Here is a 23,896-nt window from a genome sequence, read left to right on the forward strand (position 1 = left end):
CACTGCTCGCTTTCGCCGCTGTCATCGATTGGATGCAGCCGCTCAAGAGGTTTTAAAACACTGCCTAGGTGATGTGTTTTCATGGTCTTGAGTGAGAGAGAGGCTTCATCTTCCGGTTTGGATCGCATGAGCGAGGCCCTGGAGCCTTTTCATCTCAGCTTGGCATTGCCTGATCTGGCCTGCACATTCCCGAATGGCGGCCTGGGCCTCCATGACCATCACGGGCTGCTGGACCTGCTTGGAGAACACCAACTGCCCCTGCCAAAACTGCTGGAGCTGGTTCAAGGTGGCGATGATGCCCTGCCCACGTTGCATCTCCATCTGAATCGCCATCAGACGCTCCTGCGGTGTAGGTGGGCGTGACTGAGCTGATTGGGCAGCCAGGAGATCCTGGATTGATAAAGCGGGCTCAGGACGGAACGGACGTCCCTCACGGAAAGCGGCCGCTGCCATGCGCGCCGATTCGATGCCCATGCCTGCAATCACCGTGCCTCCACCTTGCCCGGTGAGTCCCCGTTGGAAGGTTTCTTCTCGAGTGGCTGCGCTTCTCTCCAAAGTGTCAGCGATGCTGTTGTAGTTCACGGACTGAGCCGAAGCCCATGCCTTGAATGAGAATATGATGATGGTGATAAGGTGGTGTGTTTTCATGGGTGAAGGAGTTCGCGTTACCAGTGTTTGAAGATGCTATGCCCGCAGTTGTGACAGGGATCACCGATCTGCCCGTGGTAGTTTTTGCATTTGCAGAAGACTGAACCCGTACATCCATTCCAGCGGCAGGGTTCAGGCAGACGAGGTCCGGCATAAACGAGTGTGCCGCCGACGATTAAGCCCGCTAGCAGAAGCGCGGCGAGAAGGGTCGATGGAGTAAGTCTGAGTTTCATCGTAAATCCGAGTGTGTGCTTTTTGAATGCTGTTGGGTTAGGTCGTGGGCTTGGGTCAGTTTCCATGACTTCCGAAGCCGTGGCCGCAGTAGCAGGTCCAGTTGGTATTCGGGACAAAGCGGTAGGTGCTGCAACTGCATGAGCTGCACTTGCGGTAACCCTTGCAAGGCTCTGGCAGTTTGGTCTGTGAGTAGGCGACGCTTCCCAAGGTAACGCCGAGCAGGGTAAGCACGACGAGCAGGGCTGCGGGAGTGGAGTTGGGCTTCGTTGTTTTCATAGGGTGGTTCGTATGGAGAGTTTGATTGAGGATGGCTGTTTGAGTGACGGTGTCTTCGGCTTGGTCGTCTGGTGACAGGGAGTCTTGGCGCTTCGGTGTGGGTTCTTATGCAAAGGCAGAAATTTTTTCGGAAAAGCACGCCTGCATCTGCTGGCTGCCGCGATCTCGCGGGGCAGAATTGGGGCTTCGTGCAGGTGGGGCCACGGCGGGCTTTTTCTTTGGAGGCTCTGTGGATGCTGGGGAGTCTGTTTCCGCCGCGCTCTTCCTCACGGCTTTGCGACGCTGAATGGCTTGTTCCACTTCCTTGGTGGCCGACTGCAGCAGAATGGAGGCGGCTTTCACGTTTTCATGCTCCCCCTTCAAAGTCTGCAAATGCTGGCGAGACTTTGCCAAGTCGGCTTCATCACCATCCTTTTCTGCTGCTTTGATCCGCATTTGCGTGAACTGTAGAGCCATCTCCAGCTCTGCCAGGTAGCTGCAGGATTGTTTGGCGAGCGCTAAGAAAGCTGCGTGCTGACTCGTAAGCTGCGGGGGAACATAAGAACCACTCTCGTTGGCATTCTTTGGTGGTGCCTTTGAGCCATCCACCAGCGCGAAGAGAAGGTGAATACCTTCATTTTCCGCCACCTGTAAGTGAAAGTGACCGACGCCCTCTGGATCGCCTTCAGCGACCACCCACACGCTCATGATGACACCCTCTTCATCAGGCTCAGCCATGAAGCGACGCACGCAGCTCTTGCCATCCTCAGAGATGGTAATGTCCTGTTCTTGTGGGTCCGGCCACTCATTCGGAGCTTCCGGCAAGACCTGCTTTTCAATGACAGGGAAGGTCTCAATGTCTGTCTCGGTCTCGACCTTCATTACCCAACCAAACAATTGCCCGGGAATGAGTGGGACCTCCGTGGCCGGAGTGAAGTTGATGCCGTCCTTTTCCTCAGTGAAGAGGCCGAAGACGCAGTTGAGAACTTTCGGTGGTGTTTTGGCTTGGGTGCCAGGTGTGGCTGCCAACAGCAATGCGGTGAGCAGGATAAACGAGCGCAGGTATGTTGATTTCATGAGTGTGTGATGAGTATGTTCCTGCAAAGGCGGATGCTTCGCAGTTCGCCTTTATTGGCCCATGCCCCCTTGTTCTTATGCGACGGCCTAAAAATCAGATGCGCCAAGCTCCCATGCCTGCCAATACTTCGATCTACCTGCTCACCCATGTCACAAACAACACGTCTCAGCCTGGTCGAGGGCCTCAAACTAACCGGCAACGAAGCCGCATGGGATCGGTTTTACCGAGTTTACGGCGGGGTGCTGTTGGGGTTTGCGCGACGCCAGGGATGTGATGAACACGCTTGCATGGATGTTCTGCAGGAGTCTGTCATGGTCATCATGCGAAAGCTCACCTCTTTCGATTACCATGCAGAGCGGGGACGCTTTCGGAATTGGTTGATGACGATTGTGGCCTACAAGGTGAAAGAGGCACGTCGGCGTTGCCTTCAAGAGAGAATGGTCTCCCTGGATGATCCAGCAGGAGAAGAATCGGCAAAGCTAAGCATGGCTGCATTCAATCACTCTGCTGTTGATGAAAACGTCGAACGGGACTGGCGGCAGAGTCTGTTGGAAGAGGCGTTACGGCAAGTGTTGGCTGATCGAAGGACTAATGCCGAGTCCGTTGCTGTTTTTCGTGCTGTAGCATTGGAGGGAGTGCCGATTGCCGAGGTTGCCAAGAAATTCGGCCTCAAGGAAAATGCCATCTATCAGATTAAACACCGGATCATGACACGATTGCAGGGGCTTATCGTCCGACTCGAAAATGGTGATGATGATTTCGATTCATAAAACAAAAGGAATACCCCCATGAATCTAATTTCCAATACCGACTCACTGCCAGATGACAAGGATGTGGCTGCGGTAGCCTCCACAGTGTTTCAACCCTCGCCAGACCTGAGCCGGTTGCGTGCCCGGATGGCTGTTGCCGCGTCCATGCTCCGGCGCTTGCCTGTTACACCACATGAGCCCGCTCTGCTGTTTGCCATGGGAGAATCCGAACCATTGTATTCAGTTTCACTAGAAGAGGCGATCACTGTGGGACGTGGCGAAGATTGTCAGGTGGTCATTTCGTCGGGCAGCTCTCTGAGCCGCCGGCATTTCAGAATCGACAAAGTGAACGATGATTTTGAGCTTACGGACTTAGGATCAACAAATGGCACGAGAGTGAACGAAGATGAATCTCTGATTGATAGCCATCTGCTTCGTGATGGTGACTTGATCCACGCTGGAGACATCACATTTCTTTTTTTCAAGGGTGGTGAGTGATTGATCGAGTGGCAAGTGTCTATCACCTCTTCAATCTTAATGAATACAGGGTGTTTCCGCGTGACGAACTCTCGTCTCACTTCCCCTTCTCCAGCCGCTTTCTCCATCGCGGGAGCTCCTTGCCGAGGAGTTCGGCGGGGCTGGTGCTGAAGAAGTCGTAGGCGACTTTGTTTTTGGCGGCCATTTCTTGGAAGGTGTGATACACGATGCCGTCGTCGGCACCGGCGAAGATGGGTTTGGCTGTTTGGAGGTCGTAGAAGCGGGCCCAGAGCACGTCGGTGGAGGCGGGGTCGGCGATGTAGTCGGTCTTGCCCTTGTCGTTCTTCGTTTTGCGCAGGCCGGTGAGGCGGTGGGCATCGAACCACTTCAGCGCGGACTCGATCATGGCGACGACCTCGGGCGTGAGGGGGCCGCTGCGCATGAGGAACTTCACGAGGTTCGCGGATTCGCCGCCGCTGAGGGACGGCGGCTCTTTGGCGCGGGCTTTGACGGGCTCGAGCGTGAGCGGATGATGCTGCGCACACCAGACGGTGGGCTGGCCGTCGATGCGGACCTGCATGGCGGCGAAGTTGGCGATGCCTTTGTCGAAGGCTGCACGCGCACGCTGCTCCAGTGCGTCATCAGCGAAGGCGAAGTGGTTGTCGCCCTCGGCGAGGTCGTGCAGCACCTCGAGGATGTGCACCATGGCGTCGTCATTGAGCGTGATGGCCTCGTGGTAGCCGCGCTCGACGGGGTAGTTTTGCGGCCAGCCGCCATTTGGATACTGCGCGGCGAAAACGTAGTCGAGGCCCTTCATCAGCGCGGCCTTCACATCGTCGCGCTTCGTGGCGGTGAAGACACCGGCGAGGAATTTGATCTGCTCGGTCGTGGTGCGGTTGTCAAAGGTGCCGCAGTAGTGCCAGGCGTCGCCTGTTTGTGCGGTCCAGTGTGTGCCGGGCTGGCGCGGGCCTTTCGTGTAATCGACCGCCTTTGACCATCCACCGGTGGGTGTCTGGTAGCTGATGACGATCTCGGCGAGCTTCTGATTCTCCGCGCTGGCGAACCACTCGGCAGGCGTGTCGCTAGCGTGCTCAAACTCGGCGCGATTGTGCGGCGCGGGCTTCGCCTCGGCCTTGGTGCGTTCTTCATCGAGGATGCGGTGCTCGGTTTCGGCAAAGGCACGCGATTTGGCGATGTAGGCGGTCCATTCAGCTCGCTGGGCTTCGGGGAGCTTCGCGAGGAGCTCGTCGGTGAGCATCGTGAAGGGCTTTTCGGCGGCCTGAGCGAAGAGCAGAGGGCAAAGGGAGAAGAGGAGGAGTCGCATGGTGGGCAATAGGCGGATTGAACTGCCTGAGGCTTCCAAACACAAGCCGGTTGCCACAGAGGATTAACGGGTGGAAGCCGAGGAGGGGCCCGAGAACAGTTCGCTTTTATCGAAGTGAGCCTTTGAAAGAGCGGAATCGTCAAACCGGTGGGCCGGCACGAGGCTTTAGTTATGAGCAATAACCAGCAGACCCTTTCAGTCACCTTGCCAAAGGACATCACCGCCAGCATCGCGGTGTTCCTGGTGGCGTTACCGCTGTGCCTCGGAATCGCGCTGGCATCGAATGCGCCACTGTTCTCTGGACTGATCTCTGGGATCGTTGGTGGGATTGTGGTGGGCATCCTGAGCGGCTCGCACAAAAGCGTGAGCGGCCCTGCAGCCGGTCTCACGGCGATCGTGGCGGCGCAAATCGCCGTGCTGGGCAGCTTCGAGGCATTTCTGGCGGCGGTGGTGATGGCAGGTGTGATTCAAATCCTGATGGGCACTTTCAGGCTGGGATTCATCGCCGCATTCTTTCCGATGAGTGTCATCAAGGGGCTGCTGGCAGCGATCGGGCTCATTTTGATCCTGAAGCAGATTCCGCATGTGTTCGGCCATGACGCGGACGCCGAAGGCGAGATGAGCTTTGAGCAGCCGGACCATGAAAACACCTTCACCGAACTGCTGGCGACGCTTTCGGATGTGCTGCCTGGCGCGGCGTTGATCGGGATCGCCTCAGTCCTGCTGCTGCTGGTTTGGGACAAGATGAAGGTTCTGAAAAAGCTGCCCGTGCCATCCGCTCTGGTCGTGGTGCTGTTCGGCGTGGCCATCAATCTGTTGCTGCGAAAGATGGGGCATGCCTGGGAGGTGAAGGCATCGCACCTCGTGCAGGTGCCGGTGGCGGGTGACTTCAAGGCATTCCTGGGCTTTTTGCAGTTCCCGGGGGTGGAGCACTTCGGCAATCCGCTCGTCTTCAAAGCCGCGATCACGGTGGCACTCGTGGCCACGCTGGAGACGCTGCTCAATCTCGAGGCTGTGGACAAGATCGATCCCGATCAGCGCCAGTCACCACCGAACCGTGAACTGGTGGCGCAAGGCACGGGCAACCTGATCGCGGGCCTGATCGGCGGCCTGCCGATGACGAGCGTCATCATTCGCTCGTCTGTGAACATCAACGCGGGCGGCAAATCGAAGCTCAGCGCCATCCTGCACGGCGTCCTGCTCATCGTGTGCGTCATGACGGTGCCACACTGGCTGAATGAGATTCCGCTCTCCGCCCTGGCAGCCATTTTGATCGTCACCGGCTTCAAGCTGGCCAGCCCGAAACTCTTCAAGGAGATGTGGAGCGAGGGCAGGCACCAGTTCCTGCCGTTTGTCATCACCATCGCGGCGATCGTGCTGACCGATCTGCTCACGGGTGTGCTCATCGGCCTGGGGATGAGCATCCTGTTCATTCTGCACAGCAATCTGCGCCGACCGCTGCGTCGCGTGATGGAAAAGCACACCTCCGGTGACGTGCTGCGAATCGAGCTGGCGAACCAGGTGAGCTTCCTGAACCGTGCGGTGCTCGAAAAGACGCTCTATGACGTGCCTCGGGGCGGCCGGGTGATCATCGACGCGCGCAACACGGACTACATCGATCCTGACATCCGTGATTTGCTCTCGGATTTCCGGGACACCACGGCAGCGGCCCGTGGCGTGGAACTTGGATTCCTGGGGCTGAAGGATCACAACATCAGCGAGGATCACGTGCAGTTCGTCGATTACACGAGCCGCGAGGTACAGAGCGGGCTCAGCCCCCAGGGCGTGCTCGAAATCCTCCAGGCGGGCAATCAGCGCTTCCTCGCCGGCGAGCGCATCCAGCGCGACTTCAGCCGCCAGATCAGCGCCACATGCAACGGACAGTTCCCCATGGCGGCTGTGCTCGGCTGCATCGACTCACGCGCACCCGCGGAAGTGGTCTTTGACCTTGGCCTCGGCGACATTTTCAGCGCCCGTGTGGCCGGGAACATCGCCACCACGGAGCTTCTGGGCAGTTTGGAATACGCCTGCGCCGTGGTGGGCGCGAAGCTCGTCGTCGTGCTCGGCCACACGAGCTGCGGTGCCGTGAATGCGGCTGTAGATTTGCTCGCCGCGGCGAAGAAGGCCAGCGAAGCGACGCCTTGTGGCAATCTCGATGGTTTGGTCACAGAAATCCAGCAGGCCATCAATCCCGCCACGCTGAAAAAAACCGAAGCGTGGGCTCCTGGCGAAAAAGACGCCTACACCAACGAAATCTCCCGCCTCAATGTCATCCGCACGATCAAGACCATCCGCCAGCGCAGCGCAGCGCTGAACAAGCTGGCCGAGGAAGGCAAGATCGCCATCGTCGGCGCTCTCTACGATGTCACCAGCGGCGCTGTAAGCTTCTTCCAGACGGCGGAGTCCAGTGTGGACAAGCTGGGTGTGCCGATGGTGGCCGTGGCGTGAGGCAGCTCACTTGTTCTCATCCCACCAGGCCATCAGCATCTGTCTGGCGCGATAAACGCGGCCTTCAACGCCGCGAACTGAACAGTTCAGCACCAGCGCGCATTCCTCCTGGCTCAGACCTTCCATGGTGGTGAGGATCAAGGCGGCGCGCAGCTTCTCCGGCAGAAGTGAGAGGCCGAGCTCCAGCTTCTTCAACTCGCTCTGCAGTTCGGCATTTTCCACCGGTGTGTTCTGCGGGCAAAGCGGCGTCTTTTCGATTTCTTCCAAGGCGATGGTGTGTTCCTGCTGGCGTGAGGAGCGGGTTTTGGCGCGGTCACGACAGAGGTTGAGGGCGATCTGGTAGAGCCACGTCGAAAATTTGGCGCGGTTTTCAAACTCTGGCAGCGCCTGCCACGCGCGGACAAAGGCATCCTGACAGACTTCCCGTGCGTCTTCGACGCAGCGCAGCCATCGGCAGCAGAAGCCGAACAAACGCTCCTCATGCTGGCGCACCAGCCATTCAAAGGCGGCCATGTCGCCGCCCTGGGCGGCACGGATCTTCTGCCGTTCCGCGTTATCGTGCGGCACGGTCTCGGTGTCCGTCAGCGGCAGGTCAAGGTTCGCGGGCAATGCTGTCATGGGTCCATTCCACCAGTTTGCTGGCCTGCGCGGGACGCAGGTAGCGTTTCATGGCAAAGAAGTGATCCAGCGTCAGGCGTTGAAGTTCACCCTGGGCCTTGTTGAGTCGCTCCAGGGCAGACTTCAGGCGGGCGTCGTCCACCTGGTCCTCGCTGATGGTGGCGGCCACTTCGAGGCCTGCGTCGCGGATCGTGGTCTTCAAACGGACACGTTGCGCCTCAAACTCCGCCTCGATCGGCTCCAGCTTCTCATGCTGCTCCGGGGTGATGTCGAGGTGCTCGTGCATCCAGCCGTGAAAATCCGCGTCGCCGTGCTCATGCGCATGGCCCTCACCATGGCGATGCAGCGTCCAGTCCGTCACCAGCCAGGCCGTCGTGCCCGCCAGCAGCACGGAAAACACCATCGCCGTCACCAGCAGCCTGCCGCGCAGAGTCATCGTGCCTCCCCCTCGCGGAAAAGGTTCATCGCGGGTGGTGTGGTGTGGGTCGTGTCCTGTCTCGCCAATGACCAGCCGACCGCGCTGGCGGTGAGCACCGCGGAAATGGCCGCGGTGACAAGCAGCCAGCGCAACAACCAGCGCCAGCGCCGGGCGCGGCCATCATCCACGCGCACCCGCGCCATCACTTCGCTCTCGAAGGATGGCGGACACGCGAAGGCGTCCGCACCAGGGATACGCTTGAGCATGCGATCGAGATCAGTGTCATTCATCGGTCAGATTGTAAGCACATTCTGACACCTTTTTTGAAACTATTTTTGTCTCACAGGTCTATATCATTGCAGAACCCACACGGCCATGAACGCCAGCCTCCATCCACCCAGTCAGGGATGGAACCGCGCCGAGGAAAGCGCCCGGCACGGCTCAGGGGGAGGACGTGTCCCGCGCATCGGCTTGGTGCTTTCCAGCGGTGGCGCGCGTGGCCTGGCGCATGCCGGTGTGATTCAAGTGCTGGAGGAGGAGGGCATCCCGATCACCGCCATCGCCGGCTGCAGCATGGGCGCCTACGTCGGCGCCTTGTGGGCCGCCGGATTGAGTGCCTCCGCTTTGGAGGAACGTGCGCGTGAGATCAAGGACCGCGCCACCTTGAAAGCGCTGCTCGACTTCAACATCCCGCCCTCCGCAGGCCTCATCCGTGGCGACAGGCTGCGCCAGCACCTCGAACGCGATGTCGGCGGCAAGACCTTTGCTGATCTCGACAAGACGCTCATCATCATCGCCACCGATCTCGATAATCTTCTGCCGCACGTCTTTGATTCCGGGCCCGTATCGCATGCGGTGCATGCCAGCTCGGCGATTCCGGCCATCTGCGCCCCGGTTCATCTCAATGGCAGGCGCTACACCGATGGTGGTGCCTCGGAGCCGCTGCCGGTCACGCTGCTGAAGAAGCGCCTGCATCTGGACGCCATCATCGCGGTCAATGTCATGCCGGCCTCGGAGGATTTTGAAGCCAACCACGACAGCACCTTCGACACCGGAGACCAGGACACACGGAATGCGCTGGCACGATTGTTCCGCTCATTCTGGCGGAAAGTGAACCTCCTGGCTCGTGGCAATGTGCTGGACACCTTCCGCCGTGCCTTGATGGCCGCGCAGCTCCGCCTCATCAACAAGGAGGAAGCTGTGGCAGATGTCGTGATCCACCCGCGCTTTGCGCGCTCGACGTGGCACGACTACGAGAATTTCGAGCAGTATCTGCAGGCGGGCCGTGATGCCGCGCGTGCGGCCCTTCCGGCCATTCGAGAACTGCTGCATCCCCAACCACCCATGAAGGAGTCAATCAGCCATGAAATTGCTCCATCCCACTCCGAACTGGAACTCCGCGCCGCATGAGACCTGGCGGCGCTGGCAGGCCGCGCGCCTGCGCGACTACCTGAGTTCACGCGTGCTGCCCTTCAGCGCGCATTACCGCCGCGTGTTCGCCGAACACGACATCGAACCGGGCGACATCCGGACCCTGGATGACTGGAGCCGCGTTCCGTTCACCTCGAAAAGCGATCTCGCCGTTCCTCGTGAACAGCAGCGCGAGTTTGTGCTCATTCCCGATGAAGCGGCCCTGCGGCGTGATCCTGGAATGATCTTCACCGCACTGCTTCACGGGCGATCTGCCGCCAAAGCGGCTGCCGAGGCGGAGTTTCGTCCCGTTCTGCTCACCAGCACCACCGGACGCAGTGCAGAGCCGGTGCCGTTCCTCTACACGAAGCATGATCTGAAGAATCTGGATCTTACCGGCGAGCGCATCATGCTTGGCGGGCGGTCGCAGCATGATTTCCGTCATGTGAACCTCTTCCCGTATGCTCCACATCTGGCCTTCTGGCAGACGCATCATGCGGGACTCGGCTTCGGCACCTTCATGGTCAGCAGCGGCGGTGGGAAGACGATGGGAACCGAGGGAAACATCAAGCTGATCGACAAGATCCAGCCCGACATCATCATCGGCATGCCCACGTTCATGTACCACCTCATGCTGGAGGCGGTGGAGCAGAAGAAATGCTGGCCGAACCTGAAACGCATCGTCATCGGTGGTGAAAAAGCCGCGGAAGGCCTGCGCGCAAGGCTGCGTGACCTTGCGGCTCAACTTGGCAGCCCTGGCGTCCATGTGATGGCCGTTTATGGCTTCACCGAAGCGAAGATGGCGTTTCCAGAATGCGTCGGTGATTCATCGGAGGCTGCGAGCACTGGTTATCACCTCAGTCCGGACCTCGGCATCGTCGAACTCATCGATCCGAAGACCGGAAAGGTGGTGCCCGATGGCGAACCGGGTGAAGTCGTCTTCACCCCACTTGATTCGCGCGGCACCGTGGTCATGCGCTATCGCACCGGCGACATCGCGGAAGGCGGACTCAGTTGGGAGAAATGCCCGAACTGCGGCCGCACATGCCAGCGTCTGCTCGGACCGATCTCACGGGTCAGTGAGGTGCGCGAGCTGTACATGGACAAGCTCAAGGGCACGCTGGTTAACTTCAATCTCCTCGAACACCTGCTGGATGACCAGAAAGGCATCGTCGCCTGGCAGATCGAGCTGCGGAAGCGCCATGACGATCCGCTGGACACGGACGAAGTGCATCTTCATCTGACCGCTGAGCCAGGCGTGCGTGAGAGCGACCTGAAACTCGCTGTCACTCGTCGCTTCCATGAAGCTACTGAGATCACGCCGAACGCGCTCCACTTCCACCCGCTGGCCGAGATGCGTGAGCAGCTCGGCGTCGGCCTCCTGCTGAAGGAGGAAAAACTCGTCGATCATCGTCCGAAAACCGCCGCCGCATCGTCTGTGGCGCTCAGCTCCTGAACTGCCATGAAAACGCCCTCGCTTGTCATTGTTTCCGCTGTGCGCACTCCATTTGCGCGCGCCGGCAGCGACCTCGCTCATCTCGACGCGGTCGATCTCGGCCGCCATGCCGTGTCTTCGCTGCTCACACGCACGGGAATCGATCCCATGTTGGTGGATGAGACGATCTTTGGCTGTGTCGGCCAGCCGCCGGAGGCGATGAACATCACCCGTGTCATCGCGTTGCGTGCTGGGCTGCCGGAATCGAAACCCGCGATGACCGTTCATCGGAATTGCGCCTCCGGGCTGGAGGCGATCACGCTCGCACATGCCAAGATGTGCGCGGGGCAGGGGGAGGTATTCATCGTGGGTGGCACGGAAAGCATGAGCAACATGCCGCTCTACTTCTCCAAGCCTGCGGTGGAAAAATTCACCGCGATGAGCCGCGCACGCGACATCAAAGGCCGTGCGATGGCCGCGTTGCACTTCCGGCCGGCTGATTTCGCGCCTGTCATCGGCTTGAAGCTGGGGCTGACCGATCCGGTTTCGAGTCTGAACATGGGCCAGACGGCGGAACTGCTCGCACGCGAGTTCGGCATCAGCCGCGAGGCTCAGGACGCCTTTGCCATGCGTTCGCATCTTCGTGCCACGCAGTCGAACCACCTCCTGGGTCAGGAAATCGCGCCCGTGCTCGGGAAAAAGGTCGTTTCCAGCGACAACGGCATCCGTCCTGACTCCAGCCTGGAAAAGCTGGCGAAACTGAAGCCCATCTTCGATCCACTCACGGGCAGTGTGACAGCGGGCAATTCCTCCCAGATCACCGATGGTGCGGTCGCGCTGCTGGTGGCGACGGAAGAGGCGGCCGCGGCGCACAACTGGAAGCCGCTCGGTCGCCTCGTCAGCTATGCGGCCACCGGCTGTGATCCGATGCGCATGGGCCTGGGCCCGGTGCGGGCGATGGATGCAGCGTTGCATCGCGGCGGATGGAAGCTGGAAGACGCCGACGTGGTCGAGATCAACGAAGCCTTCGCCGCCCAGGTGCTCGCCGTGATGAAATGTGTCAGCGACGCGGCCTGTGCCCGCCGTTCGGGGCTGGAAGCGCCGCTGGGCGAGCTCGATCCTGCCAAAGTGAACGTTTGCGGCGGTGCCATCGCCCTGGGCCACCCGGTCGGTGCGAGTGGTGCCCGTCTCGTGCAGACCGCGCTCAACCAGCTTCACGCCACAGATGCAAGACGTGCCGTGGTCAGCCTCTGCGTCGGCGGCGGCCAGGGAATGGCCGCCTGCATCGAAGCGCTCTGATTTAGAACCCCCAACCATCCAACGCCATGAAAACGCTGCTCACCCACCGGCCCTCGGTCATCCACGACCCGCCCCACATTCTTGAATCGATTGTTCACGGCCACCCATTGCCGGCAAAACACTTCAGGCTTGAAGTGGACCATGATGGCATCGCGTGGCTCACGTTTGATTCGCCGAAGGCCTCCGCCAACGTCTGGAACGAGGAGACGTTGCGCGAGTTCAATCACAACCTCGAATCGCTCGAACACGACACGCGCGTGAAGGCGCTGGTGATTCGCAGTGCGAAGGATCGCATCTTTGTCGCTGGCGCCGATCTCAAAGGCATTCGCAGCATGCCGCCTGGGCGAGTGAATGATCTCATCTGGCTCGGGCAGGCAGTTTTCGATCGTTTGTCGCGGCTTCACGTCTTGAAGATCGCCGCCATTCACGGCGCTTGCATGGGTGGCGGCTTCGAGGTGGCGCTCGCTTGTGACTGGCGCATCGCCAGCGACCACGAATCGACCAAGATCGGCCTGCCGGAGACGCAGCTCGGCATTCTGCCAGCGTGGGGCGGCTCGACACGTCTGCCGCGATTGATTGGAGTGCGAAAGGCGCTCGAACTCATCACCAGCGGCAAGCTTTTGAATGCAATCGCGGCGAAGAAGGCGGGACTCGTTCATCACGTCGTGCCCAAGGAGCATCTCGAAACACTCGCACGTCGCCTGGCTCGCGGAAAACGGCCGAAAGCTCGTTTCATGCCCGAAAACCTGTTTGGTTTACCGTTGCTGATCGACCGCATGGCGAAACGCAAGGTTCAGGCGCGGACGCGTGGGCTTTATCCATCCATCACGAAGGCGGTGGATGTCGTCACCCATGCCGTGAGGGGTGAAATCGAGGACGGATTGCGACTTGAACGCGAAGCCGTCGCCGAACTCATCAAGGGAGCCGAGTCTCCCCGGCTCATCGATCTTTTCTTCAAGCGCGAAGAAGCCAGCAAACGCCCGGCGGCCGCGGGAACGGCCATTCCGATCCACGATGCGGTGGTGGTCGGCGCGGGCGTGATGGGATCTGGCATCGCGCACACACTCGCTTCGCGTGGCGTCCGTGTCTTGATGACCGACGTCACCAACGACAGCCTCGCGCGTGGACTGGAACGTGTTCATGGCCTCGTTTCAGAAGCCACGCGCCGCAGGCTGGTGTCCAGGGTGCAGGGCAGGGACACGCTGGACCGCATCAGCACCACGCACACGCCGGTGCCACTCACCCGCCATCATCTCGTGATCGAGGCTGCCATGGAAAGCATGGATCTGAAGAAGAAGATCTTCGCGGATCTGGCCTCACGCGTGGCGGATGACACGATTCTCGCCACGAACACGAGCGCGCTTTCCGTCGCCGAACTGGCGCGGACCGTGCCGCATCCGGAGCGCGTGATCGGGCTGCACTTTTTCAATCCGGTGCATCGCATGCCGCTGGTGGAGATCATCGTGCTGCCGGAGACGGCGCCTGACGTGCTCGCCACGGCGGTGAGCTTTGTGCAGAAGATCGGGAAGACGCCGGTCGTCGTCAAAGACAGCCCTGGCTTCCTGGTGAACCGCATCCTGGTGCCGTATCTCATGGAGGCCGTGAGGCTGCATGAAAAGGGCATCCCGGTGAAGGACATCGACGAGGCGATGCTCGAGTTCGGCATGCCGATGGGACCGATGCGGCTGCTGGATGAGATCGGACTCGATGTGGCCGTGCATGTGGCTGACACGCTCGCCACGGCCTTCCCTGATCGTTTTCCGAGGTCCAACGCGCTCGACAAACTCGTGCAGGCGGGACATCTCGGCAAAAAGACCGGCCAGGGCTTCTATCGCTACAAAGACGGCAAGGAAGTGCTGGAGGATGGCCACTTTGACCTGCCGAATCATGAGAGCATCCGCACGAATCTGGCCCTGCTGCTGAGCCAGGAGGCGATGCGTTGCCTCAAAGAGGGCATCGTCCGCAGCGCCGACGACATCGACCTCGCGATGGTACTCGGCACCGGTTACCCGCCTTTTCGTGGCGGCCCGGTCACTTTCGCCCGGGACACGGGCATCATTGATTACTGAACCATCGAATGGAGGACCCAAGCCATGAACCCAACACTCGAAGAAACCAAGACACTGATCGACACGTCCCGCATGAACGCGGGGCAACGCGCCGCCCTGGAGATGGCGGAAGCCGCTCGTGATGAGCGACGCAACACGGGCCTGGCCGCAGGCATTTTTTTCGGCGAGCCGGACTTTGGCACGCTGCTGCCGTTCACCAAGCAAAGCGTCGAGGATCGGGATCAGGGAGACGCCTTTCTGCATCGTCTCGAAGACGTGCTCGACAAGCATGCCGATCCTGATGAGATCGACGCCTCAGGCGAGGTTCCGGACGTGCTGCTTGAGGAACTGGCGAAGATCGGTGCTTTCGGCATCAAGATCCCGGTGAAGTATGGCGGACTCGGGCTGTCGCAGACGAATTACTCACGTGCGGCGATGCTGTTGGGCAGCCGCTGCGGCAATCTGGCCGCGTTGTTGTCCGCGCATCAATCCATCGGGGCTCCGCAGCCGCTGATTCTGTTCGGCACAGAGGAGCAGAAGGCGAAATACCTGCCGCGTTGCGCCAAAGGCGAGATCAGCGCCTTCGCTTTGACTGAAACCGATGTCGGTTCCGATCCGGCGCGGATGAAAACCGAAGCAAAGCTCGAAGCCGATGGCGAGCACTTCATCCTGAACGGTGATAAGCTCTGGTGCACGAACGGCACGAAGGCCGGTCTGATCGTGGTGATGGCGAAAACGCCCACGCCTGAGAAGCCGCATGCCACGACCGCCTTCATCGTCGAAACGAACTGGCCGGGCGTCGAGATCATGCACCGCTGCCGCTTCATGGGGCTGAAGGCACTCTATAACGGCGTCATTCGTTTCGAAAATGTGCGTGTGCCGGTGGCAAACGTGATCGGCGGTGTCGGACGCGGGCTCAAAGTGGCCCTGACCACGCTCAACACCGGTCGCATCACGCTTCCAGCCGCCTGCACCGGTTTGTCGAAGCGCTGCCTCGACATCAGCACGCGCTGGGCGCGTTCACGTGAGCAATGGGGCCAGCCGATCGGCCGTCACGCGGCGGTCGCGGACAAACTGAGCCGCATGGCCGCCGACACCTTCGCGATGGAGAGCGTGGTGCGTTATGTGTCGGCGCTGGTGGACAAGGACAAGCATGCGGATGTGCGGCTTGAAGCGGCGATCGGCAAGCTTTGGGGCAGCGAGAAGTCCTGGCGGATCATGGATGACACGATGCAGATGCGTGGAGGCCGCGGTTTTGAGACCGTGCAGTCGCTGAAAGCTCGTGGTGAGACCCCGGAGCCTGTGGAGCGTCTGTTCCGCGACTCGCGCATCAACACGATCTTCGAAGGCAGCAGCGAGATCATGCGGCTGTTCATAGCCCGGGAGGCGCTGGAGCCGCATTTGAAGCTGGGCGCCGAGGCAGTGAACACGACGCTGTCGTGGAAGGTGCGTGCGAGGGCCGCGATGCGTTCGGCACGGTTCTACGCGCTCTGGTATCCGAAAAAGTGGCTGCCGACCGGAGCCGGTCATGCCAAGAACTCACTGCATCCCGAATTGCAGGGCGATCTGGACGCTGTGGCGCGGCTCAGCCGCAAACTGGCGCGGGATTTGTTTCTCGCGATGGCGCTGAATGGTCCGAAATTGGAGAAGCGGCAGGTGTTGCTTGGCCATTTCGTGGACGTGGGCGCGGAGCTGTTTGTGTGGAGCTGTGCCCTGGCGCACGCGCAGAGCCGGATCGCTGACTTGACGATATCTGACGCGGAAATCGCGAAGCTCGTGCGTCTGGTGCGGTTCTTCGGCAAAGTGACGCGCGAGCGTGTCGCGTCGAGCTTTGCCCGGCTGCGTGAGGGGCTGGACGTGGAGAGCTGGAAAGTGGCGCAGGAAGTTTGAACTGGCGCGGAAGGTGCTGGCTGTTGTAAATGAGGGACCGGCTGAGAATGCCGGTCCCTCATTCCTAAACGATCCTTCCCTGTCATGACCAAAGCCATCGCCATGCTCAACGAGTTCAAGCAGTTCATCCTCAAGGGCAACGTCATCGAGTTGTCCACCGGTGTCATCATCGGTGCCGCCTTCACCGGGATCGTGACCGCATTCACCAAAGGCATCGTGGAGCCGCTGCTGGCGCTGATTGGCAGTGGTCCGAATCCAAAGCTGGGCATCCCTCTGCGTGAGACGGCGGTGCAGGTGGCAAAACTGGGTGCGGATGGCAAACCGGTGATGGAAAACGGCCAGCCGGTGATGGAAACGGTGAAGAAGGTGATCGAACTTGATCTTGGTGGCATCATTGGCGCGGTGATCAGCTTTTTGATCACCGCTGCGGTCGTGTTCTTTGTGATCATCAAGCCGATGAACAAGCTGATGTCGATGATGAAGAAGCAGGAGGCTGCGGCTCCGCCGCCTCCTCCGCCTGCGGATGTGGTTCTGCTGACGGAGATCCGCGATCTGCTCAAAAAACAGGGCTGATCACGGCGACTCGGCCTCCTCGGCGCGTTCGACGAAACGCATGGCGTGGTCGATGAAGCGCAACGGCACGTCGTCGGTGGGGCCGTTGCGGTTCTTCGCCAGGATGAGCAGCGCCTCGCCGCGTTTCTTCTCTTCGGCTTCCTCGTCCTCGACTTCCATCTTCGCTCCAGCGTAGTCGGCGCGGGTGAGGAGGCCGACCATGTCGGCGTCCTGCTCGATGGAGCCGGATTCACGCAGGTCGGAGAGCACCGGACGCTGGCCTTTGCGGGATTCGACCGCACGATTGAGCTGGGCGAGCACGATCACGGGCACGTTCAGTTCTTTGGCGATGCCTTTGATGCCGGCGGAGATTTCAGCGATCTCGATCTGGCGGTTGTCCTTCGCACGACGGCTGCCGCTGGTGACGAGCTGCAGGTAGTCGATCATGATCATCTGGATGTTGTGCTGTTTTTTCAGCCGTCGGGACTTGGCGCGCATCTCCATGATGTCGAGGCCGGGCGTCTCATCGATGAAGATCTGCGCCTTCTGAAGATCACGGGTGGCTTTGGCCAGCGCGTCCTGCTGCGCCCGTGAGAGCAGGCCGCGTGACAGATCCTGCATGCTGAGCCGGGCACGTGAGACGAGAAGACGACGGACGAGCATCGTGGCGCTCATTTCGAGGGAGAACACAACGCAGGGTGAATTGCAGTCCACGGCGATGTGTTCGACGATGTTCATCGCGAGCGAGGTCTTTCCCATCGAAGGACGGGCGGCGATGACGAACATTTCGCCGCCCTGCAGGCCGGAACTCATGCTGTCGAGCTTTGAGTAGCCGGTGGACAAACCACGAAGCTGTCCGGGATGCTCCAGCATGTATTGGATGCTGTCGATCGCATCCATGACGTGCGTGGAGAGCGACTTGATGCCTTCCTTCGCACCCGACGACTCGCGCACGGCGAGGATGCGCTGCTCCGCGTGGTCGATGAGTGTGTCGAGGTTCTCATCCATCTGCTCCTTCCCATGCTCATAGGCATGATGGATGTTGAGCGAGCTGGCGTGGATGAGCTCGCGCAGGATGTGCTTGTCGAGAACGATCTTCTTATAGAACGGAAAATGCGCCGTGATGGGAACGAAGGCGAACAACTCGGAGATCGCCGCCGCGCCGCCCACTTTGTCGAGCAGGTTCTGGTCACGCAGCGCATGGGTGAGCGTGACTGGATCGACAGGAAGGTTCTTGTCGTAACACTCCAGCAGCTTCTCGTAGATGGTGCGGTTCGCCTCATGGTAAAAGGCGAGCGCCGGGAGGTTCACGCGGCATTCGCTCAGACGCTCGACGGGGTCCTGGAGCAGGCAGGACAGCACGCCTTTCTCAGCCTCGTCACTGAAGGGCAGGGCGCGGTTGAAGGAGGCGAGCAGTTCCTCGGCGCTGGGGATCTCGTTGCGCTTTTTGAAATTTTCCCGGGCTTTCGCAGGCGCGGCAGCACCTTCCGGAGGGGCGGCGGCTGCGGCGCTGGGAGATGTGATTTCTGCCATAAAAGGGCGGCCAGAATGGCAGCCTGAAGGAATCGCGTCAACGGCGCAGCCTGGGGAGTTTGTGTGCGAGACTTCGGAGGCGTTAACAAAAAACTTTTCACCAAAAGCTTGATTTCCATGGGCTTTCTTCTGAAAAATGAACGCTCCCCGCATCGCCGGGTCCAAAACGCCCCTCGCCCCAATCAACCACTATGCTACTCACAGCCATCAAACTGAAACTCGCGGCTCTCGTCGCGGTCGCCGGCATCGACACTGCCGAAATGCCCGGAGCATCGAAAGAATTTGTCGATATCCTCACGACGCTTGAAACCGAACAGAAGAAGGTTCAGGCAAGCCCCGGTGCCAACAACGCGGACATCAACAAGGCATTCAATGACGCGGTCGCGAAGGTTCGTGAACTCGCCCAGAAGAAGGACAAGGACGCGCTTTACGCGCTCGCTCACTGGGGAGTGCTGAGCGGAGCCAACATCAATGAGGTGGCTGCTCTTTACCGCGAAGCCGCCAATGCGGGCCAGACTCTTGCCAAATCGGAACTCGCTCAGGTGCTGATGCAGGCTGGCGCGCAGAATCCTGCGGCGGTCAAGGAAGCGATCGGTCTGATCAAGGAAGCCGAAGCGGCTGACAACAAGGTGGCCCGCCGCATGCTGGCCCAACTGCACCTCCAGGGCGTCACAGAAGGCGAAAAAGGCACGGTGATCGTGGAGAAGAGCGTTGAGAAGGCGAAGGCGCTGCTCGAACAGGGCAACAAGGCGGGTGACGGCGAGGCGACCCTCGGCCTGGCCCAGCTTTACTCCGCTGGAGTGGAAGGCGTCCCGCAGGATCACCAGAAGGCGCTCGATTACCTCATCGAAGCTGGCAAGCAGGGCAACGCGGTCGCTCTCAGCACCTATGGCGCCCGCTTGCTTAATGGCGATCCTGACACCAAGGACAGCCCGAAGCTGGTCAAGAAGGACGTGGCCGCCGCGCTGAAGATGTTCGACGACGCTGCTGCCAAGGGGCTTGCCGCCGCCAACCGCATTCTCGGCCAGATTTATGAAAACGGTGTCGGCGCGAACGGTGCCGATGTGAAGCAGGACGTGACGAAGGCCTTCGAATACTACACCAAGGCCGCCAACGGCAGCGATCCGCAGGCTCTCTTCCGCCTCGGCAATGCGTTCGAAACCGGCATCATCAAGGACCCGAAGGGCAAGCGTGACGACAAGGACAACATCCTCATTCAGCCCAATCCGAAGAGCGCCCTCGATCTCTACCGTCTCGCTGCCCAGAACAATCTGGCCGAGGCCTTCTACAACGTCGGTGTCTATTATGAAACCGGCACTGTGGTGGACAAAGACCCTCAAAAGGCCTTCGCCTTCCACATGAAGGCCGCCACCGCTGGCATCGCCCAGGCCATGAACCGCCTCGCCGGTCTTTACGCAAATGGCACCGGCACCACGCAGGACCTTGTCGCTGCCGCCGGCTGGTATCAGCGTGCCGCTGACATGGGCTTCGCCCCTGCGCAGATCGCCCTCGGCATCCTGTATGAGCAGGGCGCAGGTGTCCGCCAGAGCCGCACGGTGGCCGCCGGTCACTACTCCGACGCCGCCCAGCAGGGCAATGCGCTCGCGATGCTCCGTCTGGCGAATCTGTATGCCGTGGGTGTTGTTCCAGGCACGCCGGAACTCGCTCGTGCGTGGGCCTATGCCAAGCAGGCTGACGAACTCGCTGAAAAAGGCGGCAGCCAGGCTGACAAGGACGTGACCGCGAATGTGATCAAGCAGCTCGAAGGCAAAATGAAGCCTGAGGAAGTCACGGAAGCCAAGAAGATCTTCGACAAGCTGCCGAAGCCCCAGGGTGGCGCAGCCGCTCCTGCACCGGCTCCGGCCGCGGCACCTGCCGCCGCTCCGAAAGGTGATGCGAAGAAGAGCAAATAACTGCTTGTCAAAACAGACCTCTTTGCTAGTCTCCGGCTCCCCAAAACCAGGGGAGCCGGTTTTTTATTCCGGGGCATTAGCTCAGTTGGTAGAGCGCCTGCATGGCATGCAGGAGGTCAGCGGTTCGAACCCGCTATGCTCCACCAAACCCGTGTGCAGGATCGAAGCCGATGAAGCCTTTGCGGATCCTTGTCCTGACGAGCATCGTCTTGCTGCCGTGTGGATCCTCCAGCCGTGAAGTTCAGAGTCACGGACTGCAATTTGAGCGATGGCTGCGGGAGACATTCTTTGGCGGATACGTTCCAGCCAGCCAGACGCAGAAATGGGACATACCGGCGTCAGCGAATCCCGATCACGGCGGAATTCCCGTGAATCCGAAGGCCGCCAAGCATGGAACGCCCGTCGGGCTCGGCGATGCCTTGCGGCAGTTCGACATCGATGAACCCTTCATGCTGATCGTCGGCTTCTGGGATCAGGTGTCGCCGGAGGAGAAGCGCTGGACGAATGTGCAGGCGGTGAAGGTGAGGCCCCTGGTGTGGCAGCGTCTCTGGGCACCCGTCACGCGTGAAGACCTCGAAAAGCTGGACGCTGTGATCAAGGACAAGACGCTCAGCCTGGAGGAGAGCCGCCAGCGGGCACAGGCGATCAAAACAAAGCCGCCCTTCACCGAGGCCGTGATTCAGGTGAACCCGAAGATCGATGGCAGCCAGCGGCGGCTGCAGTGCAGCCTGCGTTTCGACGACTTTTTCAAGCACCTGGCGGTCGAGGCGTCGCCGGAGCGGACGACCCGGCCACGCATTTTTGGAGTGGCGGTGCCTGTGGTGTTTGAATCCGTTCCTCGCAGGCTGGACCCGCCCTGAGGACGAAGGAATCCACATTGCAGTTAGACACCTGGATTTTTCTCCTCAATATCCTTGCCGTTTACTCGGGGTTTGTTAACAAATCGCCCCAAAGCAGGCATTTTTATGAAGTTCACCATCAGCAAGGAATCCTTCCTGGGCGCCATCAACCAAGTCCAGCATGTGGTCAGTTCGCGCACCACTCTAGCCATCCTTTCCAACGTCCTGCTCAAGGCCAGGGATGGTGTGCTCGAACTCACCACCACGGATCTCGACGTCGGTGTGACTTGTTCCGTGCCTGCGGAGGTCGATGAACCGGGGGCGACGACGCTTCCCGCCCGCCGTCTGGCCACGATCGTCCGCGAGCTGCCCGCCGAGGAGATCGAGGTCAAGGTGGATGAGAAAAATGTCGCCTCGATCCGCAGCGGCCCCAGCTTTTTCAAGGTCCTGGGCCTCACCAGCGAGGAATTTCCCGCGCTGCCGCGCTTTGATGACGCCCGGGAATTCAAGATCGAGCAGCAGATGCTGCGCGACTGCCTGCGCAAGACCAGCTACGCCATCTCCACCGACGAGACACGCTACGTGCTCAACGGCATCCTGTTTTCCTTCAAGGAAAACGCCCTCACGATGGTGGCCACGGACGGCCGCCGTCTGGCGATGGTGGAGCAGGAGCTCGAATTCCCGCAGAGCCAGGAGATCGACATCATCGTGCCGACCAAGGCGGTGAACGAGCTTTCCCGCCTGCTGGGTGACTCCGGGGAGGTCTCCATCCGAGTCACCGGTTCGCAGGTGGGATTTGACCTCGGCGACAGCTTCCTTGTCAGCAAACTGATCGACGGCAACTACCCCAACTACCGTCAGGTCATCCCTGGAGAGTCGAAGGAGCGCATCCCGCTGGATCGTGAAGGCTTCCTCCGCGCGATCTCCCGCGTCTCGCTGCTCACGACCGACAAGTCGAACTCCATCAAGTTCATCTTCACGCCGGGCAGTGTCGAGATCGTCGCCTCCTCGCCAGACGTGGGCGAGGCGCGTGAAACGCTCGCGATCAACTACAAGGGCGTGCCGATCACCATCGCCTTCAATCCCGAGTTCGCCATGGCACCGCTGCGCAATTTGAGCGCGGACGAGGTGCATCTGCATCTGATCGATGAAATCAGCCCCGGTGTGCTGCGCAGCGGCACGAACTTCCTCTACGTGCTCATGCCGATGCGCGTGAACGCCTGATCCACCGGCCCCTCTCATTCGAAACTGCCATGAAAAGCCGCCTTCCCGCCGCCGCCTTGCTCATTCTGACCGCCGCCAGTCTGCCGGCTTGCTACGGGCCGGCTTATCCGCCGCCTCCGGGGCGTGGACGCGGCCGCTCGCTCGATGTGCCGCCACGTTATGGAGTGCCGCCGGAGCAGAGCCAGTATTTCGAAGGCGTGGACATGACAGATCCGAATGCCTCCGCAGTGCAACCGCCTGACCCGAATGCGCCGCTGAATCCCGGTGATGCGGTCACGCCGCCCCCCGCGCCCGGCAGCAACACTGCAGTCCCTCCGCCGGTGACGGTCACGCCTCCCGGAACCACGCCTGCACCGGCTCCCACGCCGCCGCCTGCACCCACAGAGATCCCGTATGCGACTCGCATCACCGGGAAGCCCGGCTTCGTGAAGAGTCCCTTCGATCCGAACGGCCAGGCCATCGACGTGCGCGATTTCCAGTCCGGCCAGAAGGCCCGCTGCCCCTACACGGGCAAGATCTTCCGTGTTCCGTGACGGGTCCGGGCCCCGCATTGATCCGGCTGCCCGGCATCCCGACGATGACGGCCATTTGTGATGATTGCCTCGCGTGATGCCCGCACTGGGGCTGACTTTCTCTGATTGTGTCCGTCGAACGTTCCATCGCCATCTTCAGCCCAGGCCTGCTGGGCGGTTCCCTGATCAAAACGATCCTTCAAAGGCTGCCGGGGGTCGAGATTCGCGTCTGGGCACGTCGCGAGGAGGCCGCCGAGGAGGTGAGGCGGGAGATGCCGGCGGTGTTTGCGTCAACCAGCGTGCCTGAGGTGGTCCGTGGCACCTCCCTGGCCATCCTGTGCATGCCCATCCAGCACATGCCGGACATCGCACGCCAGATGGCGGCCGCGGAAATGGCGGATGACCTGCTGGTGACGGATGTCGGCAGTGTGAAAGGCAGTGTGGTGGCTGATTTGGAGCCGATTTTTGCCCCGACGAAGGCCGTCTTCATCGGCAGCCATCCGATGGCCGGCTCACAACGCACCGGACTGGCAAATGCCACGGGAGACTTGTTTCATCACGCGGCCTGTCTGCTCACCCCGACTGGCGGCAGCCGTCGCGAGGATGTGGACCGCCTGCGTGCCTTCTGGGTGAAACTGGGCTGCCGTGTGCGGGAGATGACCCCCCAGCAGCATGACCGCTGCGTGGCGCGGATCTCCCATCTGCCGCATGCCATGGCTGTGCTCACCACGCTGGCCGCCCTGCACGATGACACCAGCGTGCTGGACAGCGCCGCAGGTGGATTTCGCGACACGACCCGTGTCGCAGGCGGCGATCCGGCCATGTGGGCGGGAATTTTCCTCAACAACCGCTCGGAGGTCATGTCCGCGCTCGAAGATGCCTCCGGTGTGCTGAGAGACCTTCTTGAAATGCTCAAAACCATGGACGAAGAAGCGCTCCGCCAGTTCCTCGTCCGGGCCAAGTCCCTGCGCGATCTCCTTCCGGCGGGTTGA

The 23,896-nt window shown here is 60.6% G+C and carries 22 protein-coding genes and 1 tRNA gene; 15 read left to right on the plus strand and 8 right to left on the minus strand.

The window, feature by feature from the left end:
- Positions 1-105: 105 nt before the first annotated feature.
- From IAE77_RS03235 to IAE77_RS03245, 3 genes are all read right to left on the minus strand, one after another.
- Entirely contained in the window at positions 106-648 is a 543-nt protein-coding gene (locus IAE77_RS03235) for a hypothetical protein (protein ID WP_294221729.1), read from the minus strand.
- Positions 649-936: 288 nt separating this feature from the next.
- The gene (locus IAE77_RS03240) at positions 937-1,158 is read right to left on the minus strand and encodes a hypothetical protein (RefSeq protein ID WP_294221732.1); all 222 of its coding nucleotides are present in this window, start codon (positions 1,156-1,158) and stop codon (positions 937-939) included.
- A 105-nt stretch (positions 1,159-1,263) separates the two neighbouring features.
- On the minus strand, positions 1,264-2,214 hold the full coding sequence (locus tag IAE77_RS03245) for a hypothetical protein (RefSeq protein WP_294221736.1): 951 nt from the start codon (positions 2,212-2,214) through the stop codon (positions 1,264-1,266).
- A 147-nt stretch (positions 2,215-2,361) separates the two neighbouring features.
- Here IAE77_RS03245 and IAE77_RS03250 point away from each other — a divergent pair, with 147 nt between their 5' ends.
- Both IAE77_RS03250 and IAE77_RS03255 read left to right on the plus strand, forming a co-directional pair.
- Positions 2,362-2,985, plus strand: coding sequence for a sigma-70 family RNA polymerase sigma factor (locus IAE77_RS03250; RefSeq protein ID WP_294221739.1), 624 nt, complete (start codon positions 2,362-2,364; stop codon positions 2,983-2,985).
- Between the two features lie 18 nt (positions 2,986-3,003).
- On the plus strand, positions 3,004-3,462 hold the full coding sequence (locus IAE77_RS03255; protein WP_294221742.1) for an FHA domain-containing protein: 459 nt from the start codon (positions 3,004-3,006) through the stop codon (positions 3,460-3,462).
- 76 nt (positions 3,463-3,538) lie between these two features.
- Here the strand turns inward: IAE77_RS03255 and pelA are convergent, their stop codons facing one another.
- The gene (pelA, locus tag IAE77_RS03260) at positions 3,539-4,765 is read right to left on the minus strand and encodes a pectate lyase (protein WP_294221746.1); all 1,227 of its coding nucleotides are present in this window, start codon (positions 4,763-4,765) and stop codon (positions 3,539-3,541) included.
- A gap of 171 nt (positions 4,766-4,936) precedes the next feature.
- Here pelA and IAE77_RS03265 point away from each other — a divergent pair, with 171 nt between their 5' ends.
- Positions 4,937-7,213, plus strand: a complete 2,277-nt coding sequence (locus IAE77_RS03265; protein ID WP_294221750.1) for a solute carrier family 23 protein — start codon at positions 4,937-4,939, stop codon at positions 7,211-7,213.
- Between the two features lie 6 nt (positions 7,214-7,219).
- Here IAE77_RS03265 and IAE77_RS03270 read toward each other — a convergent pair whose 3' ends face one another.
- The 3 genes from IAE77_RS03270 to IAE77_RS03280 are packed head-to-tail and all read right to left on the minus strand — an operon-like array spanning position 7,220 to position 8,515.
- Complete coding sequence (locus tag IAE77_RS03270; protein ID WP_294221754.1) at positions 7,220-7,831, minus strand: RNA polymerase sigma factor; 612 nt, start codon at positions 7,829-7,831, stop codon at positions 7,220-7,222.
- Positions 7,806-8,267, minus strand: coding sequence for a periplasmic heavy metal sensor (locus tag IAE77_RS03275; protein ID WP_294221757.1), 462 nt, complete (start codon positions 8,265-8,267; stop codon positions 7,806-7,808). The genes IAE77_RS03270 and IAE77_RS03275 overlap by 26 nt, the downstream gene beginning before the upstream one ends.
- Positions 8,264-8,515, minus strand: a complete 252-nt coding sequence (locus IAE77_RS03280; RefSeq protein WP_294221760.1) for a hypothetical protein — start codon at positions 8,513-8,515, stop codon at positions 8,264-8,266. The genes IAE77_RS03275 and IAE77_RS03280 overlap by 4 nt, the downstream gene beginning before the upstream one ends.
- 109 nt (positions 8,516-8,624) lie before the next feature.
- Here IAE77_RS03280 and IAE77_RS03285 point away from each other — a divergent pair, with 109 nt between their 5' ends.
- The 6 genes from IAE77_RS03285 (at position 8,625) to mscL (ending at position 16,904) form a co-directional block, all read left to right on the plus strand.
- A complete protein-coding gene (locus IAE77_RS03285; protein ID WP_294221763.1) occupies positions 8,625-9,659 on the plus strand; it encodes a patatin-like phospholipase family protein in 1,035 nt (344 codons plus the stop codon).
- A complete protein-coding gene (locus IAE77_RS03290; RefSeq protein ID WP_294221766.1) occupies positions 9,613-11,115 on the plus strand; it encodes an AMP-binding protein in 1,503 nt (500 codons plus the stop codon). Before IAE77_RS03285 ends, IAE77_RS03290 begins: the two co-directional genes overlap by 47 nt.
- 6 nt (positions 11,116-11,121) lie before the next feature.
- Entirely contained in the window at positions 11,122-12,393 is a 1,272-nt protein-coding gene (locus tag IAE77_RS03295; protein WP_294221769.1) for a thiolase family protein, read from the plus strand.
- 26 nt (positions 12,394-12,419) lie between these two features.
- Positions 12,420-14,462, plus strand: coding sequence for a 3-hydroxyacyl-CoA dehydrogenase NAD-binding domain-containing protein (locus IAE77_RS03300; protein WP_294221773.1), 2,043 nt, complete (start codon positions 12,420-12,422; stop codon positions 14,460-14,462).
- A gap of 24 nt (positions 14,463-14,486) precedes the next feature.
- Positions 14,487-16,331 (plus strand): acyl-CoA dehydrogenase family protein, encoded by a 1,845-nt coding sequence (locus IAE77_RS03305; RefSeq protein WP_294221776.1) that lies wholly within the window; start codon positions 14,487-14,489, stop codon positions 16,329-16,331.
- A gap of 84 nt (positions 16,332-16,415) precedes the next feature.
- On the plus strand, positions 16,416-16,904 hold the full coding sequence (gene mscL / locus IAE77_RS03310; RefSeq protein ID WP_294221779.1) for a large conductance mechanosensitive channel protein MscL: 489 nt from the start codon (positions 16,416-16,418) through the stop codon (positions 16,902-16,904).
- On the opposite strand, the gene dnaB is transcribed toward mscL, so the two are convergent.
- Complete coding sequence (gene dnaB / locus IAE77_RS03315; protein ID WP_294221782.1) at positions 16,905-18,416, minus strand: replicative DNA helicase; 1,512 nt, start codon at positions 18,414-18,416, stop codon at positions 16,905-16,907.
- A gap of 191 nt (positions 18,417-18,607) precedes the next feature.
- Here dnaB and IAE77_RS03320 point away from each other — a divergent pair, with 191 nt between their 5' ends.
- From IAE77_RS03320 to IAE77_RS03345, 6 genes are all read left to right on the plus strand, one after another.
- Positions 18,608-20,329, plus strand: coding sequence for a hypothetical protein (locus IAE77_RS03320; protein ID WP_294221785.1), 1,722 nt, complete (start codon positions 18,608-18,610; stop codon positions 20,327-20,329).
- A 70-nt stretch (positions 20,330-20,399) separates the two neighbouring features.
- A tRNA-Ala gene (locus IAE77_RS03325) sits at positions 20,400-20,475 on the plus strand.
- 222 nt (positions 20,476-20,697) lie between these two features.
- The gene (locus tag IAE77_RS03330; RefSeq protein ID WP_294221788.1) at positions 20,698-21,189 is read left to right on the plus strand and encodes a hypothetical protein; all 492 of its coding nucleotides are present in this window, start codon (positions 20,698-20,700) and stop codon (positions 21,187-21,189) included.
- Between the two features lie 105 nt (positions 21,190-21,294).
- On the plus strand, positions 21,295-22,392 hold the full coding sequence (gene dnaN, locus IAE77_RS03335; protein WP_294221790.1) for a DNA polymerase III subunit beta: 1,098 nt from the start codon (positions 21,295-21,297) through the stop codon (positions 22,390-22,392).
- A gap of 29 nt (positions 22,393-22,421) precedes the next feature.
- Complete coding sequence (locus tag IAE77_RS03340; RefSeq protein WP_294221793.1) at positions 22,422-22,925, plus strand: hypothetical protein; 504 nt, start codon at positions 22,422-22,424, stop codon at positions 22,923-22,925.
- A 107-nt stretch (positions 22,926-23,032) separates the two neighbouring features.
- Positions 23,033-23,896, plus strand: coding sequence for a prephenate dehydrogenase/arogenate dehydrogenase family protein (locus IAE77_RS03345; protein ID WP_294221796.1), 864 nt, complete (start codon positions 23,033-23,035; stop codon positions 23,894-23,896).

It is taken from the genome of Prosthecobacter sp. (assembly GCF_014879935.1).
Classification (GTDB): domain Bacteria; phylum Verrucomicrobiota; class Verrucomicrobiia; order Verrucomicrobiales; family Verrucomicrobiaceae; genus Prosthecobacter.